We start from the raw sequence: 15,411 nt of genomic DNA on the forward strand, positions 1-15,411 counted from the left end.
GTATTAGGGAGCTTTCAGAGCAGGGGAGCGGGGGAGATGGGGGGATAGGGGGATGAGGGAGAAATAACAACTAACAACTGACAACTAACAACTGACAACTGACAACTAACAACTGACAACTGACAACTAACAACTGACAACTGACTCTTAACTAATTTCTAACAAAACCTTTAAAACTCCTCGCTGCTGAGCATGTTCAAAAGCTACAAGCCCTTCAGTTAGAGGGTAATGGGCGTGAATTAAGGGCTGTACGTCTACTTTTCCTGTGGCGAGTAGCTCAAGAGCAGCCGGAAAGGGGCCACAGCGAGAGCCAATAAGAGTAATTTCGTCTACTACCAAAGAAGAGACATCTATGTTGAGATTGTCAGCATAGGTGCTTTTAAGCACTAAAGTACCACGGGCACGTAAAGCGCGACGAGCGATCGCAAATCCTTCTGGGTTGCCGGTACACTCTACTGAGATATCATAGGCTCTATCTGTCACAGCCTCGGCTAGACCCGTTTTGATACCCCTCGCCTCTAAGTTAGCAAGTTTGTCTTGATGTCGCCCCACTACCAAAAGTTCACAGCCTGTTAAAGCTAATGTCTGGGCTACCAGTTGTCCTAGTTTGCCATCTCCAACCACCAGCACTCGGTCATTTTTACCCAAGGATACCTGTTGCTGAATTTCTAGTGCTGCTGCTAATGGTTCTGTAAAAGTTGCTACTTCTGTTGGTACATGATCCGGTACAGGATGCAAGTTTACCACTGGCAAACAGAGATATTCTGCAAAAGCTCCGTGACGGTTCACAATGCCCAGTACTGTGCGGTTTTCGCAGTGAGTTGGTTGTCCGCTAAGACAAAAACGACATTTACCGCAGACAGCATTAATTTCTCCAACTACGCGCCGATTTAATAGGTGTTCTGGCCCTTGTTCCACCACACCAACAAATTCGTGTCCTAAAATGCCAGTGTAGGGATAGTAACCTTTTTTTAATTCGAGGTCAGTGTTACAAATACCCGCACGTAAGACACGCACCAAAGCTTCTCCTGGTGGTGGCTCAGGAATAGGAATATCTGTACGTAGTTGTAATTCGTTATTTTCGAGCCAGAGTCCTTTCATCACTGTTTAAGCTGGTATTAACCGCATTACTCAGTAAACAGTATAACAATTTTTCAACATTCAATTGAATTCAACAGATGTGCCAAGACGGTAGTTTTACCCTGTGGAATCAGCATTTTCAATATTTAAATTGGTATTAATTTTACTTAACCAAATCACCAAATCATCTGCATGAAACTCTATCTCACTCCCTAAAGTTTTGATATAAAGAAGTCCATCGCTAATAATTAAATCTCTGATGGGATACCATGAATCTCGATTTTGAATCAAAAGATCCAATGGAATACCACCCTTTAACAGATTTTTACGATATTTCCACCAAGCTCGCCATAACATCACAGATTTAGTACAGTGCATTTGATAGCCTTTTGGCACTTTGTAGTATTGATATTGATAAAAACCACGATGATCTATTTCTCCTTTCAGGAGATAACAGTATTCCGCCAATGCTTGATTCATCAATTCCCAATGAGATGACTTAGCCTGAATGAAAAACTCAGGTAGTTTATTATTGAATTGGGCTGTAGCAATCAATCCTTCAGACTTAGCTGTTAGTTGATTACTTTTATAAACTGTCTGTGCTATTAAAGTAGAATTTGATAATAAAACATCTTGTTTGTGGCAAGATTTTTCTACAAACTCACGAATTAAATCTAGATTAGACAACATAGTAAATTATATTGCAGCTATGCTTTCATAACGTGAGTTCGCTACTACCTCACCCTCCCAACCTCCCTCTCCTACAAGGAGAGGGAGGAGCAACGAACAAACTAGGGTTTTACTCCCCTCTCCTCGTAGGAGAGGGGCTGGGGGAGAGGTCAAAACAGTACTCATAGAACTCACGTTTTCATAAGCTAAAACGTATTTAATTTACACAACAATTTTCATGAACATTGATAGTTAACAGTCAACGTTCAACTAGAATAAATGTGCAATTTATTAGCGTAATAGCTTACGAACCAGAATGTTATTTAATTGATTAGGTAAACTAGTCTTTCATTTTCTCAAGATGAACACAACCGAATTCATCCTAAAAACATCATAGGTTCAAATTATCGTTAAATTTGCATAGCAAAAGCCTACACTTTTGCAGCAAAGTGTAGGCTAATTGCATACGTCGCTTAATGAATTTGTGAAAAAAGCAACCAATTAAATTTTCAATTCTTTAAGAAACGGTTCAAACACTGTCAGTAATTCGGGACGGCTGACCACCAGGGTGGGAAAAGAGCGATCGCTATAATCTTGTCCTGGTATCAAAGGAAACGGTTCTGATTTCAGTGATGACCAAACGCCACCAGCAGCTTGAACAATTACCCAGGCCCCAGCCAAGTCCCAAACTTTTGGTGTCGCTTCAACGCCGCCTAATGTTGCCCCAGTAGCAACGGTCAGGAAGTTATAACTCGCTACACCCAACATACGAATTTTACAGGGAAATCCTTTTTGGATGACAGCGGTGCTACGGGAACAAAGGTTAAAAAAATGATTGCTGCTGGGAGCATCAACACTGGTGTGGATGGGATGATGATTGAGAAATGCACCTGATGGCGTTGCTAAACCAGATGAACCTTCCCAGAAACCATGAAAAGCTTGATTGAGTGGCGGCGCGTAAACGTAACCAAAAATCGGTGTGCCTTGATACAGTAAAGCTAAAGAAATCGACCAAATGGGAATACCCCGTGTGAAGTTGGTTGTACCGTCCAGAGGGTCAATTACCCAGCACCACTCTCTATCTGGAAAGACTTGATCGTTTTCTTCGCTCAAAATGCCGTAGCCATTGAAACTAGAAGCGATCGCATCCCGAATTTCTTGATCAGCCCATTTATCCGCCCGCGTCACCAAACTACCATCGGCTTTTTGCAAAGCCTGCACTTGCCCAAAGTCCTGCATGAGTTGCTTTCCCACTCTGGTAGTGGTAGTCTGGGCAAAATCGAGAACTGTTGTCCAAAAATCATTCATTGATTAATTCTCGCGCAAAGGCGTTACTGAGCCAAGATAGGTAAATTCAGATTTTGGCTGGGCAGCTTTTAGTTTAGTCTAGATCACTTTCCAGAACAGAAGCGATCGCTTGTTTGGTATTTGTTTGAAACTCGGTGACATTGACTCGATTCAAGAACCAAATCGACAGCACCATTCCTACAGCTTCGAGGGCAAATACCAATCCATAGGCTAGCACCAAATTAGGTAGCAACCTGCGACCAACATCTAAAACCGCACCACCTAAAACTACCGCCACTCCCCTAGACATGGCCTGTGCTAGTCCCCACGCACCAATGAATGTACCTGCGGCTTCCGCTGCTGTCAGATCCAACATCAAGCTAACTGCTGCTGTAGTTAAGAAACCAGTAGCTAAACCAAACAAGACTAAACCTAGCTTCAAAAAAGCTGGATTAGCTGTGAATCCTGATAAACCTAGCAATGCTGCACAAAATGCCACCAACATACAACCTAGGCGGGCACTTTTGCGCTTACCCAAACGTGGCACAACAAAAAAGCCTGCAACGCTGTAGGCAATTAGCAGACCAATGCCATAGAAAACGTTTAGTTTGGTGCTTTCAGCCAAAGGCATTTTAAACACCTGTCCTGCATAGGGTTCTAAAACGGGGTCTTGCATAAACAAACAGAGTGTCATCACCATTAAAAAAGTGAAAAACAAACCTGTTTGCCGACTAGCTGTTAATATTTCCCAAGCTTTGCCTAGAGTAATGCTGTCTTCCCGGTTCACCAACGTGGAACGGGTGGAGTAAAGCGAGTACTTTTTCTCAACGCCAATTGTTGCTGCGATCGCAAAACCAAATACCAGTGCTGGGACAATGACAAATAGTCTGTTGACTGCTGACTGTAAGTTGGCTGCTGTTGCTTCAGGTGGTAGCAACTTACTAGCGAGAATCCCTCCGACAATTATCCCCACCATTAGCATTGACCAAACAATACCAACGACTTTGGAACGGTTGTCTTCTTCTGATACATCCACCAACAAAGCTGCAAAGGCAGTACCGCTAGCACAAAGTGCTAAACCGTAGACAGCAAAAACCAAGGATAATAGTGCTGTCCAGCCGATTGTTTGGGTTGTCCATACCCAGCCACCCGCACTACTGGCGGCATTATTCAGCTGCCACATTACTTGTACAGCTAAAAATGCAGCGATCGTAAATATTGCCGCCCCCACCCAAACATAAACTGTGCGGTGATATCCCCACAACGGCTTAGCATCGGATATTTGACCGAACCAGATGCGGGAAGGAGAAACAAATGCGGGTAGTGCTAACACCAATGCTACCAGCGTTGCCGGAATTGCGATTTCTTGAATCATGACTCTGTTAAGTACGCCCAGAGTCAAGATGGACATCATACTCAACCCCATTTGAAATAACCCTAGTCGGAACACGGTCAGCAAGTTGACCTTTGGCACCGCTGGGGATTTTGCTTCGGCATCAAACATTTCACCGCTTCCCATAGCTGTTTTTTCGTATCGTTTATCAAATATGATCTCTCTTTAAATAAAGATAAACTGTTCGATGAAACTTAAAATCCCAGATTTTTAAGAAACCCTACAAAGCACGTAGCCCTAGCAATCAGAAATCTTGGTTATACAAGCAAAGTCCCCTTGCTATTGTGATGACAAAAACGATATCAGAAGCCACATTGCAAGTCAGCCAGAAACAATCAGTCCGTAGCGTAGATAGGAGTATTGTCAAAATTATTGTCACAAGGAAAGTGTGATGATTCTGCCCATTTTGCTTTTAATGTCCAATGTTGAGGTTGAAAGCTCCAATTTTTCCCTTCATAACTCGGAATTTCATGCTTTGAACTGGCAACTTCGTCTTCAGAACTCGGAACTTCATGCTTTGAACTCGAAACTTCGTCTTCAGAACTCGGAACTTCATGCTTTGAACTCGAAACTTTGTCTTCAGAACTCGGAACTTCATGCTTTGAGGTGCAACAACCAAGATCCAAGAGTCAATGAAGGTTTGTGAATAGCGATGCGCGTCTTTGCTGACCATTGATATCGAGGTGGACATGATATTACTTGCGATCGCTAAGGTTGGCTTGGTATTGTTCAGGCTGTGGTGCGATCGCTATAGCAATTCATCAGAGCATTAACATCTAAAATTGCTTACTCTGGCTATTGCTTGCTCTATCATTGACCATTAGCAGCAGCAAAATCGAATAAACATTATGAAAATCAAAGGCATCAAGCGCAAAAATACAATAGAAATATTTCAGGAAATCAACATTCCTGATGGACAAGAAATATTCATTGAGATTCTATACGAAAACTCTCAAACAAGTGTTAATAGTGAATCGAAATTCTGGAAATCCCTGGAAAAATTCCGCCAAGAACAAGAATTAGAAACCGCAGGTATTGAACCAGAAATTTTTGCAGATGTACGAGATTCTTCACCAGGACGTGAGGTAACTTGGTAAACTTGCGTTTTTTATTAGATACAAATATTCTTTCCGAACCATTGCGTCCAATTCCCAATCCCAATGTTATCGAAATGCTACGGCAACATGAAAATGAAATAGCGACAGCAACAGTTGTCTATCATGAATTACTTTTTGAGTGCTACCGTCTTCCAGAGTCTAGAAAACGTCAAACTAGGTTTCCACTCAGCACTCAGCACTTTGCACTTTGCTATAACACCAAGTTTGTACAACTCGACCTTGCAATTGTTGTCCTAACCAAGGTGTATTACTCGAAAGCGTATACAAATTTTTCTTTTCAACTTTCCAGGTTTGCTGCGGGTCAAATAAAGTGAGTTCAGCCTTTTGCTGAGGACTAATTGCACTCATATTCTGTCCCAAACACTCCGCAGGCTTAGTACTCAACGCCCGCCATAATTCTAAAGCTGTAAATTCCCCAGTTTCCACAAGATACTGCCACAATAGCGGTAATGCTAACTCCAAACCAATTGCTCCTGGTGGCGCTTCGGCAAAGGCTTGGACTTTTTCTTCATAGGTGTAGGGTGCATGGTCAATTGCGATCGCATCCACAATACCCGCACGCACCCCTGCACGCAAAGCCGCCAAATCACTGGGATTGCCTAAAGGCGGGTCTAAATGCAAGCTCGTATCGTAGCTTTTAATTGCTTTAGTGTCAAGTAATAGATGCATCCAAGTGGTGCTAGCGGTAATGGGTAAATTAGCAGCCTTGGCTGTTGCTATCAGTTCCACACTGCGAGCTGTGGAGACACGCATGATATGTACAGGTGTATTTGTGGCGGCTACCAATTCTAATAAAGTAGCGATCGCAGTTGTTTCTGCACTAGCGGGTATTGGTGGCAAACCGAACCGCAGCGCATCCGGCCCTTCCCGCATGACTCCATTAGATGTAAGCTGGCGATCGCAAGGCCAAAAAGCCACTGGTTTACCCAAAGGTTGCAGATATTCCAAAACCCGTTGCACCAAAGCCAAATTTTCCAATGGCTTACCATCGGTAAAACCAACAATTCCAGCAGCAGCTAAATCTGCCAATTCCGTCATTTGTTTCCCAGCAATATCTAAGGTGATAGCACCCCAGATGTTGAGCAGGGGAGCAGGGGAGGGGGGGAGCAGGGGAGACAAACTCATCCCCCTCATCCCCCCATCTCTCCTCTTCTGCAACTGTGCCACAAGAGCAGGATTATCAATTGGCGGAGATGTATCCGGTAAGAGGCTAACTCTGGTAAAGCCACCAGCAGCAGCAGCTTGCAAAAAAGACAACAAAGTTTCTCGTTCTTCAAACCCTGGTTCGCTGGAATGGCTATACAAATCAACTAACCCAGGCCCTAACACTAAACCCCGACAATCTCGAATTTGCGTATCGGCGCTGATATCAGAAATGTGTGCTGTAACAGCTTGGATTTCACCATCAGCAATTAGCACATCAGCTACTTGGTCAGTTTCAGAAATTGGGTCAATTACCCTTACTTGTTGCAACAGTTCAGTCATAAAAATTATGAGTTAGGAATTTTAGAGTTAGCAGTTAGCAGTTAGCAGTTAGCAGTTAGGAATTATTTGTTACTGACTTCTTACTTTATTCCTCACTCCTCATTCTTCACCCCTAAATTTTTTACATTTTTCCTAAATTTATTCCTCACTCCTAACTCCTAATTCCTAACTCCCAACTCCTGTAGGGGCGGGTAAACCCGGCATATCTTGTTGCTACTTGAATTTCTAGCTAACCCGCCCCTACAACTAACTTTGCGCCTCCTAACTCCTAACTCCTAACTTTTCTACAATGCTCCAGCTGCTGTTTTATCCAGTACGCCTCCACCCAAGTGAGTAGTGATATTCATTGCTTGCATGACTGGTAAACCATTTAGCCCACTGGGGTAATCAATGACGCTAACTGCACCATTTCCTTGGCGGAAATTCCAGAAATTTTCTGTTGATAAACCTAGAACATGGCACAGCAAAACTTTATTAGTTGCATCGTGAGCCACTATTAATCCAGTTTTGAATTGATTATCCAATGCTGCTTGCACAATCTGTTGCCAAGCTGCGACGCTACGCTCCCACACCTGCTGTAAATTCTCTCCTTCAGGCATTTGTACACCTGCTGGCTGTGTTCGCCAGCGCTCTAATTCTCCGGGAAACTCTTGTTCTATTTCTTTTTCTAATTTTCCTTCCCAAAGTCCGTGACTGATTTCCCTTAAACCATCTTCTAATTCCAAATTTATATCGGGATGCTGATGCAAGATAATTTCTGCTGTTTCTTTAGGACGCAGCATTGAGCTACTGACAGCAAAGTCAATTGGTACATCTTGGAGAAATTCACCAGCTTTTTGTGCCTGTTGTCTACCATTGTCGTTAAGAGGAACGTCAATTTGTCCTTGAAACCTAGTTTGGCGATTCCACTCTGTTTCTCCGTGACGTACCAACAACAATCTTACCCCCTGATGCCCAGGCCGCAATGAAGGCAGAGTCTCTCCCATGTGTTGCGTCTGATTCATTGATTCTAGTTGGACTGTTTCTTCTAATCCACCAGCAAAATTCAATACAGTCAAGCCACAATTAGATTGCTGTATGGAATGGTAGCGACTTGGAGAAATTCCCAATGCTGTGCTGATCAGAGCGCGATTAATACCGTTATGCCCAACTATCACAATAGTTTCCCCTGGATGTTGGGGCAAAATTTCTTGCCAAAACTGCCGCGCTTGCTCGTATAAAGCTAGGACAGGAAAATGTTCTCTTGTTTCCCCTCCATTGTTCAGCAACATCCGCAGTTCGTGGGGACGTTCATGCCAAATTTCATAGTCTTCAGTAAACTTCTGCTTGACATCAGATGTAAGCATTCCTTCCCACAAAGGCAAGTCAATTTCCAGCAGTTTATCGTCTGTTTGGATCACAGCAGTCTCTCTAACATGAATTGCTAGCTCACTGTTAATGACCTGTGCTGTCTGTTTTGCTCGCTGGAGAGGACTGCTGTAAATAGCATTAAATGAAAGATTACTGAGGGCTTTGCCTACTTTCCTGGCATCGTTACGACCTTTTTCTGTTAATTCTGACACATCAGTGCGTCCTTGGATACGCCGCTCTGTGTTATAGCTGCTTTGTCCGTGGCGAACAATGATGACACGAGTCATCTAGTAAACCTCCTAAAGTAAATGCTTTCAGCCTTTAAACCCTCTAAAATGCTCATGTAATGCTTAAAAGTTTATTTCTCTGTATTTAAGCATTATTTGTGAACATATTTATACACTCATTGTCATGCTCAACTAATGCTCACTTTGAGAGCGTACCATTTCCATATCCTGCTACCAGGGAAAGGGGGTAGACCATGAAAAGCTACCTATCTTTTTCTGTCTATGTTCTAAACTACTTGGAAAACTACTCCAAGTAATACTCTAGTAAATCACAACATAGACACAGTAAGGAATACAAGCTAAAAAAAAGCATCTACTTGAGGGATGCGGTGATACGCAGGCTTTTCACCAGCCAATGTTGTTTAACTTGCTTGCACGACCATTGATTGAGGCTCATGTTTACAAAGGCAAATCTTTATTGTCCTAAAACATCTGGCTACGGCTATGTAAGTGCTTTTTGACCTTTGAAGAGGTAAGGATAATCGTTGATAATCTTTTCTCTAGATGTAGAGTTTGAGTGTTGCTGATACTGAAAATTGACAGCAAAACTCAAGTGTGATGATTGATAATTCTTGGTTGACAACTAATTATTTGAGTTCTGGCATTACTTTAGAGGCTTCCAGTAGCGATCGCTTCTAGCTGTTGGAATAATAAACATAAGTAGGTCAGTGCAAATAAAGCTAATAGTATTTCACTAAATTAATGATACAAATAATTTCTCCTCTGCTCCCCTGCTCCTCTGCTCCCCTAAAGGTATCAACTTTAAAGTAAAACGGTATAACTGGTGAGGGTCATCATTTGTCCTCTCTTACAAAGTTCTGATGGTCGCAAAACTCCCCTCAACGCCAGGAAAGCCCAAGTCGGCTAAGCCGGACGCCAGACGCTACAACGGAGGGAACCTCCCTACCCTTCTCCTGACGGAGACGCTACGCGAACGGGAACGCAGGAGAGCGAACGGGTGACGCTCGCGCTTCTCGCGCTTCGCTCTTGAAATCGCCAGTTCCCCATCTGGCAACAAGCCCTTACGGGTGACGCTCGTACCTCGCTAACGCTGCGAAGATCGGCAGTTGCTCGACTTGGGGAGACCCCAAGACCGCACTGCCGACCTCCTACGTCACTACCGCTACGCTAACACCAAGACGGGGGCTGGACTAACCAAGACGGCAACTTCCTCACCAAAGGAAGCACGTGGTGTCATTAGTAAGGGTTTCAAGCGTATTTACTTTTCGTAATATAGTTTGGTTTATTCCCACCGACTTACTTATCTAACTAAAGAGTGAGAGAATTTTCATTCTAATTTCATTATTGGATGAAATCTTTATAATATTAAGTCAACAGTAAGTTTTAACTAATAATTAAGAATCAAATATATTTGATTCTTAATTATTCTTGAGCGAAAAATTAAAAAGCTTGCTAATCAAGCCTTATCAAGCTTTTACTGAAATAGATGTGTATACAATATATTTGATTAATTATTATTAACTTAGCTAAATAATTTTCTCTATCTATTAAAAATATAGAGATGAACTAATAAATACTTTCTTATAAAAATCATTCTTAAGATAGTGTTTTTATCTTGATATTTCAGAAAATATATTTACTGAGAAATAAATATCTAGGTAAAAAGATTTTTATTTGAATAAACTAAGCATCACTCAAAGTACAAAAAAACTCAAGACTAAATTTTATGTTTACTCAAAAAGTCATGATAGCGCGTAAATACTTGAAGTAAAAAGCAATGCTTGCTCTGCCTCTGAATAGCGAAAATCTACCATACCCTGACCCCATACATCCCATCATCGTCCACTTTGTAATTGCGATGGTATTTTTTTCATTTTTCTGTGATGTGGTGGGCTATTTCACTCACAATTTGCGTTTATTTGAAGTCAGCTTCTGGAATATGTTTGTGGCTTCGGGAGCCATTTTTCTAGCGGTTATCTTTGGTCAGTTTGAAGCAGGTTTAGCACAAGTCTCAAAAGCAGCCGAGCCAACACTGAATTTTCATACAGTCATGGGTTGGTCGCTGTCGGTGATTGTTGTTGGGATAACAGCTTGGCGTTATGTAATCCGTGATCGCCTACGCCGGGGACAACGCGATCGCCATTCCTCAAAAATACCACCTGCTTACCTTGGTGTCGCAACGTTTTTGATTTGTCTGGTGTGCTTGCAAGTATATCTAGGAAGCAAACTATTTTGGGTCTATGGGTTTCATGTCAAGCCTGTAGTTGAAGCGATGAAGCAGGGGGTGTTGTGATGAACTCGCAACTAATTGACCAGTTAAGGTTACCGCTGAATGCTAACGGTCTACCCTACGAAATTCCCATACATCCGCAGTTAGTGCATCTGACATTGGGTTTATTTATTATCAGCATCTTATTTGACATAGCAGGAGCTATTTTCCCCACAGAACGATTTATTTTCAAATTTTTGGGTCTGACTGCCATCCGTTCTGGATTCTTCGATGTGGGCTGGTACAACCTAGTAGGAGCAGCTGTTGTCACATTTTTTACCGTTGCATTTGGTTTTTTCGAGTTATTACTGGCGAACCCACCAGTTAATCAAAAGAGTGATTGGGGGTTGAATGCTGGTTGGACAATGCTTTTGCATGGTTTGGGTGGTGTTTTGCTGTTGGGAATTATTGTTGCCATGACTGTATGGAGAGGTTTGCAACGCGATCGCACTCGCAAAGATGCTTCCAGACAAGTGCAGTGGAGCTATTTATTAGTAGGCATTGCCATGCTAGGCATATTGTACGTTCATGGAACTTTAGGGGCACACCTAGGAGAGCAATTCGGGATTCATGTAACTGCTGCTGAGTTGCTGAGGAATGGCAAAAACCCTAATTTACTACTCCAATAAAATAAGTAATTCGGTGGAAACAAACCAAACTATGTGACGAAACATAAATGGGCTTGAAACTCTTACAAATGACAAATGACAAATGACAGTCTATGGTGAGAATTTTAGAATATTTACTAATAGCTGGTTATATTGCAGTTTTGCTCGTCGTCAGCCATTGGATTGGGCAGCAGGCGTTTTCTTGGATGCCTGCTGAAGCGACAGCAGAAGCACAAAAGGTAGATGATTTGTTTAGCTTTTTAGTCTCAATTGGGGCATTCATTTTCCTGGGGCTTAACAGCATGATGTTGTATTCAGTTATTTTTTTTCGCGCGCCCAAGGAAGACTACACTGAAGGCCATCCCTCTAGAGGTGATGTGAGGCTAGAAATTTTGTGGACGGCAACCCCAATTTTGTTAGTGCTGTGGATTGCTTTTCAAGGCTTCAATATTTATCAGCAATTAAACATCATAGGCTTGCAGCAAATTGTACATTTGCATACGCCTCTAGAACCGGAACCAGCTTATGCCGCAGAAATCAGCGATGTTCCCAAACCAGCAGTTGAAACTATTGAAGTCTTTGTCAAGCAGTGGGATTGGTCTTTTCGCTATCCGAATAATGTCATTAGTAATGAATTACACCTACCTGTAAACCTTTCTACTCGCCTCAATATGCACGCTAAAGACGTGCTTCACAGTTTTTACGTCCCTGAGTTCCGCTTACAGCAGTATATTGTCCCCGGACGCAATATTGATCTTGTGCTAACGCCCATTCGCACAGGCAAATACCATTTAAAAGATTCTCTATTCAGCGGTACTTACTTTTCTTTGCTAGATGCGAATGTATACGTTGAATCTCCCGAAAAATATAACCAGTGGCTCAACCAGACGGCTACTCAAGAACCAGCTTCAGCAACAAATCAAGCAGTTGTCGAGTATACCCAACCACCAAAGACATGGTTTAAGACTAGCTGGTACACTGTCGCACCAGCACAACCCTATGTGATTACAGGCAAAGGGAAAGTAACCAATGACACATAATCCCATTGAAAAAATAACTGAAGCTAGGGAGTCTGTTGATAACTGGCGACGCTATTTCAGCTTCAGCACTGACCATAAGGTCATCGGTGTTCAATACATGGTGACCACCTTCATTTTCTTTCTGATCGGTGGGCTATTGGCCATGATCATTCGTGCTGAACTGATCACCCCCGAATTAAATGTTGTTGACCGCCCCCTCTACAATGGCTTGTTTACCATGCACGGGACAATCATGATTTTCTTGTGGATTATCCCGTTCAATGCTGGTATTTCTAACTACTTAGTACCGTTGATGATTGGAGCGCGGGATATGGCGTTTCCCTTGCTTAACGCCATCTCTTTTTGGATGATTCCACCAGCCAGTATTTTATTACTAGCTAGCTTCTTACTGCCCAATGGTACCGCGCAGTCTGGTTGGTGGTCTTATCCACCAATTAGTCTGCAAATTCCGCCTGGTCAACCGATTAATGGTGAATTTGTTTGGATTGTAAGTTTGCTGCTGATAGGCATTTCTTCAATCATGGGGGCTATTAACTTTGTCACCACTATTTTTTGGATGCGGGCACCAGGGATGACGTTTTTTCGGATGCCTGTGTTTGTTTGGTCAGTTCTCAGCGCTCAGTTGTTGCAATTGATTAATTTACCCTCTTTAACAGGCGTATTGATCCTACTTTTATTTGACCTGGCATTTGGTACACATTTCTTCAAACCTTCGGAGGGTGGCGATCCAATTATTTATCAGCACCTATTTTGGTTCTACTCTCATCCAGCAGTTTACATCATGGCACTACCAGCCTTTGGAATTTTTGCGGAAGTGCTGCCTGCATTTTCCCGCAATCCTCTGTTTGGCTATCGGTCATTAGCTATTGCTTCGTTAGGCATTGCTTTGGTTAGTATCTTCGTTTGGGTACATCATATGTTCACCAGTGCTACCCCTGGTTGGATGCGGATGACCTTCATGGTTACTTCCATGTTAGTTGCTGTGCCTACTGGTGTTAAAGCATTTGGCTGGACTGCCACAATTTGGAAGAGCAAGCTGCACCTAGAAACACCAATGCTGTTTGCTATGGGAGGTGCAGCCATGTTTATTTTCGGTGGTGTTACCGGAGTGATGCTAGCTGCAACACCGTTTGATATTCACGTCCACAACACTTATTTTGTAGTGGGTCATTTCCACTACATTGTTTTTAATACCATCACAATGGCAATCTTTGCAGCCATTTACTTCTGGTTTCCTAAAATCACTGGCAGGATGTATGCCGAAGGTTGGGGTAAGCTGCATTTTTGGTTGACCTTTATCCCTGCCAACCTCACCTTCTTCTCCATGCACCCGTTGGGTTTGCAGGGAATGTTACGCCGAGTTTCTTCTTATGACCCACGCTATCAGGGATGGAACATCATCGCTAGTCTAGGGGCGTTCTTGCTGGGTGCATCCATACTGCCCTTTATTGCTAACATTGTGGTTTCCTGGTTATACGGGCCGAAAGCAGTTGATAATCCTTGGCACGCCAGCGGTTTAGAATGGACAACCTCTTCACCACCACCCCCAGATAACTTTGAGGAGATTCCAATTGTCAGAAGGCCTCCCTACGACTATGGCGATCCCAAATACTCAGTCATAGAACCTACTGACGACAACGAGTCAGGAAGCCAAGGACTGGGTACTAGGTACTAGGTACTGGGTACTGGGTACTGGGTACTAGGAAATAGATATAGTTCTAAATTTTTTAACGCCCTATGCCCTATGCCCAATTCCCTATTCCCTATTCCCTATTCCCTATTCCCAATTTCGCAAAATTATGCAACGTCGCTTTTTTCAATCTCGTATTGTCCAACGTCGCACCATCTATATAGATGAAAGTCCTGTCCGTTTTGAGCGGTGGCGGCGACGCTTACCAAATAAGGCACAGCGCTTTTTACCTAGTGGTGGCGGAAGTGCTGAAGATCATCATGGCAAAGCAATATTCGGGTTCACCGTGTTCCTCTTGTCAGAAAGCTTAGTCTTTTTGAGTTTTATCTTGACATACATTGGTCTGCGATTGACTCATTCAAAAAATTGGCTACCACCTGGTGTTTCAGGGCCAGAATTGTCTAATTTGGTGATTATCAACACGGTGATACTGCTTTCCAGTAGCGGAGTAATTCAATTTGCAGAAAACGCTCTCCAGCACCGAGAAATCATTAAATTCCGTTTGTTCTGGTTGATGACAATTTGCATGGGAACCTACTTCTTAATCGGTCAAGCAATTGAGTGGAGCAAACTCGATTTTGGGTTAAACACAGGATTAGTTGGTTCAACATTCTATTTATTGACAGGTTTCCACGGTCTGCATGTTCTTGCTGGCGTTCTTCTCCAAATAATTATGCTTGCCCGCTCCTTCATTCCAGGTAACTATCACAAGGGTCACTTTGGTGCAAGTGCGACAACTCTATTTTGGCACTTTGTTGATGTGATTTGGGTCTTTTTATTCTCTATTATCTACCTTTGGCGAGCCTAGAAGTATTGCGAAATACTTGTATTTTTAGGAGGTATTTATGAATTTATTCTTAGCACAAGAATTGCCATCACCGAGAGCGATTGAAGGAGCTAGCCCACTAGATAAAAACCAAGATCCATTAATTGCCCACCGTCTACAAAAAGAACAGTATATCGGCATTGTTGGGCTAGCGATCGCTCTAGTCGCTGCTGTAGGCTTTTTTAGCCGCAGAGTTGAATATGCGATTGTGTTTGCTCTTGTTCTCAGCACCATTTTAATCGCTTTGTTTTTAGTTGTATAACAAGTTTGTCAGTGGTCAGTGGTCAGTGGTCACAAAACAACTAACAACTAACAACTAACAACTGACAAATACTTTAACAAGAATTG

13 protein-coding genes are annotated in these 15,411 nt (G+C 42.7%); 7 read left to right on the top strand and 6 right to left on the bottom strand.

Annotation, left to right across the window (positions count from 1 at the left end):
• Nucleotides 1–147 precede the first annotated feature (147 nt).
• The 4 genes from I8748_RS21490 to I8748_RS21505 all read right to left on the bottom strand — a co-directional run bounded on the left by I8748_RS21490 (nucleotide 148) and on the right by I8748_RS21505 (nucleotide 4,555).
• Nucleotides 148–1,101: an MDR/zinc-dependent alcohol dehydrogenase-like family protein gene (locus tag I8748_RS21490; RefSeq protein ID WP_198126585.1), complete on the bottom strand. Its 954-nt coding sequence runs from the start codon at nucleotides 1,099–1,101 to the stop codon at nucleotides 148–150.
• A 96-nt stretch (nucleotides 1,102–1,197) separates the two neighbouring features.
• Nucleotides 1,198–1,770, bottom strand: a complete 573-nt coding sequence (locus tag I8748_RS21495; protein WP_198126586.1) for a hypothetical protein — start codon at nucleotides 1,768–1,770, stop codon at nucleotides 1,198–1,200.
• A 480-nt stretch (nucleotides 1,771–2,250) separates the two neighbouring features.
• Complete coding sequence (locus I8748_RS21500; protein ID WP_198126587.1) at nucleotides 2,251–3,057, bottom strand: inositol monophosphatase family protein; 807 nt, start codon at nucleotides 3,055–3,057, stop codon at nucleotides 2,251–2,253.
• Between the two features lie 73 nt (nucleotides 3,058–3,130).
• Nucleotides 3,131–4,555: a BCD family MFS transporter gene (locus tag I8748_RS21505; RefSeq protein ID WP_198126588.1), complete on the bottom strand. Its 1,425-nt coding sequence runs from the start codon at nucleotides 4,553–4,555 to the stop codon at nucleotides 3,131–3,133.
• Nucleotides 4,556–5,277: 722 nt separating this feature from the next.
• Between I8748_RS21505 and I8748_RS21510 the strand changes: the two genes are divergently transcribed.
• On the top strand, nucleotides 5,278–5,526 hold the full coding sequence (locus I8748_RS21510) for a hypothetical protein (RefSeq protein WP_198126589.1): 249 nt from the start codon (nucleotides 5,278–5,280) through the stop codon (nucleotides 5,524–5,526).
• Nucleotides 5,527–5,712: 186 nt separating this feature from the next.
• Here I8748_RS21510 and I8748_RS21515 read toward each other — a convergent pair whose 3' ends face one another.
• The gene (locus I8748_RS21515) at nucleotides 5,713–7,032 is read right to left on the bottom strand and encodes a dihydroorotase (RefSeq protein WP_198126590.1); all 1,320 of its coding nucleotides are present in this window, start codon (nucleotides 7,030–7,032) and stop codon (nucleotides 5,713–5,715) included.
• A gap of 284 nt (nucleotides 7,033–7,316) precedes the next feature.
• Nucleotides 7,317–8,669 carry a histidine phosphatase family protein gene (locus tag I8748_RS21520; protein WP_198126591.1) on the bottom strand — a complete coding sequence of 451 codons (1,353 nt, stop codon included), beginning with the start codon at nucleotides 8,667–8,669 and terminating at the stop codon, nucleotides 7,317–7,319.
• A gap of 1,738 nt (nucleotides 8,670–10,407) precedes the next feature.
• On the opposite strand from I8748_RS21520, the gene I8748_RS21525 reads away from it, so the two are divergent.
• The 6 genes from I8748_RS21525 (at nucleotide 10,408) to I8748_RS21550 (ending at nucleotide 15,325) form a co-directional block, all read left to right on the top strand.
• Nucleotides 10,408–10,923, top strand: coding sequence for a DUF2231 domain-containing protein (locus I8748_RS21525; protein ID WP_198126592.1), 516 nt, complete (start codon nucleotides 10,408–10,410; stop codon nucleotides 10,921–10,923).
• The gene (locus I8748_RS21530; protein WP_198126593.1) at nucleotides 10,923–11,528 is read left to right on the top strand and encodes a DUF2231 domain-containing protein; all 606 of its coding nucleotides are present in this window, start codon (nucleotides 10,923–10,925) and stop codon (nucleotides 11,526–11,528) included. The genes I8748_RS21525 and I8748_RS21530 overlap by 1 nt, the downstream gene beginning before the upstream one ends.
• A gap of 92 nt (nucleotides 11,529–11,620) precedes the next feature.
• Nucleotides 11,621–12,547, top strand: coding sequence for a cytochrome c oxidase subunit II (locus I8748_RS21535; RefSeq protein WP_198126594.1), 927 nt, complete (start codon nucleotides 11,621–11,623; stop codon nucleotides 12,545–12,547).
• Nucleotides 12,537–14,222 (top strand): cytochrome c oxidase subunit I, encoded by a 1,686-nt coding sequence (gene ctaD, locus I8748_RS21540; RefSeq protein ID WP_198126595.1) that lies wholly within the window; start codon nucleotides 12,537–12,539, stop codon nucleotides 14,220–14,222. The genes I8748_RS21535 and ctaD overlap by 11 nt, the downstream gene beginning before the upstream one ends.
• Nucleotides 14,223–14,346: 124 nt before the next feature.
• Nucleotides 14,347–15,045, top strand: coding sequence for a cytochrome c oxidase subunit 3 (locus tag I8748_RS21545; RefSeq protein WP_198126596.1), 699 nt, complete (start codon nucleotides 14,347–14,349; stop codon nucleotides 15,043–15,045).
• Between the two features lie 37 nt (nucleotides 15,046–15,082).
• Nucleotides 15,083–15,325, top strand: coding sequence for a hypothetical protein (locus I8748_RS21550; protein ID WP_198126597.1), 243 nt, complete (start codon nucleotides 15,083–15,085; stop codon nucleotides 15,323–15,325).
• The last annotated feature ends 86 nt before the right edge of the window (nucleotides 15,326–15,411 follow it).

The sequence above is a fragment of the Amazonocrinis nigriterrae CENA67 genome, assembly GCF_016056305.1.
Classification (GTDB): domain Bacteria; phylum Cyanobacteriota; class Cyanobacteriia; order Cyanobacteriales; family Nostocaceae; genus Amazonocrinis; species Amazonocrinis nigriterrae.

Bases quoted from the DNA above. Each gene is read 5' to 3' on its own strand.
- I8748_RS21490 (WP_198126585.1), bottom strand. From the start codon at position 1,101: ATGAAAGGACTCTGGCTCGAAAATAACGAATTACAACTACGTACAGAT.
- I8748_RS21495 (WP_198126586.1), bottom strand. From the start codon at position 1,770: ATGTTGTCTAATCTAGATTTAATTCGTGAGTTTGTAGAAAAATCTTGC.
- I8748_RS21500 (WP_198126587.1), bottom strand. From the start codon at position 3,057: ATGAATGATTTTTGGACAACAGTTCTCGATTTTGCCCAGACTACCACT.
- I8748_RS21505 (WP_198126588.1), bottom strand. From the start codon at position 4,555: ATGGGAAGCGGTGAAATGTTTGATGCCGAAGCAAAATCCCCAGCGGTG.
- I8748_RS21510 (WP_198126589.1), top strand. From the start codon at position 5,278: ATGAAAATCAAAGGCATCAAGCGCAAAAATACAATAGAAATATTTCAG.
- I8748_RS21515 (WP_198126590.1), bottom strand. From the start codon at position 7,032: ATGACTGAACTGTTGCAACAAGTAAGGGTAATTGACCCAATTTCTGAA.
- I8748_RS21520 (WP_198126591.1), bottom strand. From the start codon at position 8,669: ATGACTCGTGTCATCATTGTTCGCCACGGACAAAGCAGCTATAACACA.
- I8748_RS21525 (WP_198126592.1), top strand. From the start codon at position 10,408: ATGCTTGCTCTGCCTCTGAATAGCGAAAATCTACCATACCCTGACCCC.
- I8748_RS21530 (WP_198126593.1), top strand. From the start codon at position 10,923: ATGAACTCGCAACTAATTGACCAGTTAAGGTTACCGCTGAATGCTAAC.
- I8748_RS21535 (WP_198126594.1), top strand. From the start codon at position 11,621: ATGGTGAGAATTTTAGAATATTTACTAATAGCTGGTTATATTGCAGTT.
- ctaD (WP_198126595.1), top strand. From the start codon at position 12,537: ATGACACATAATCCCATTGAAAAAATAACTGAAGCTAGGGAGTCTGTT.
- I8748_RS21545 (WP_198126596.1), top strand. From the start codon at position 14,347: ATGCAACGTCGCTTTTTTCAATCTCGTATTGTCCAACGTCGCACCATC.
- I8748_RS21550 (WP_198126597.1), top strand. From the start codon at position 15,083: ATGAATTTATTCTTAGCACAAGAATTGCCATCACCGAGAGCGATTGAA.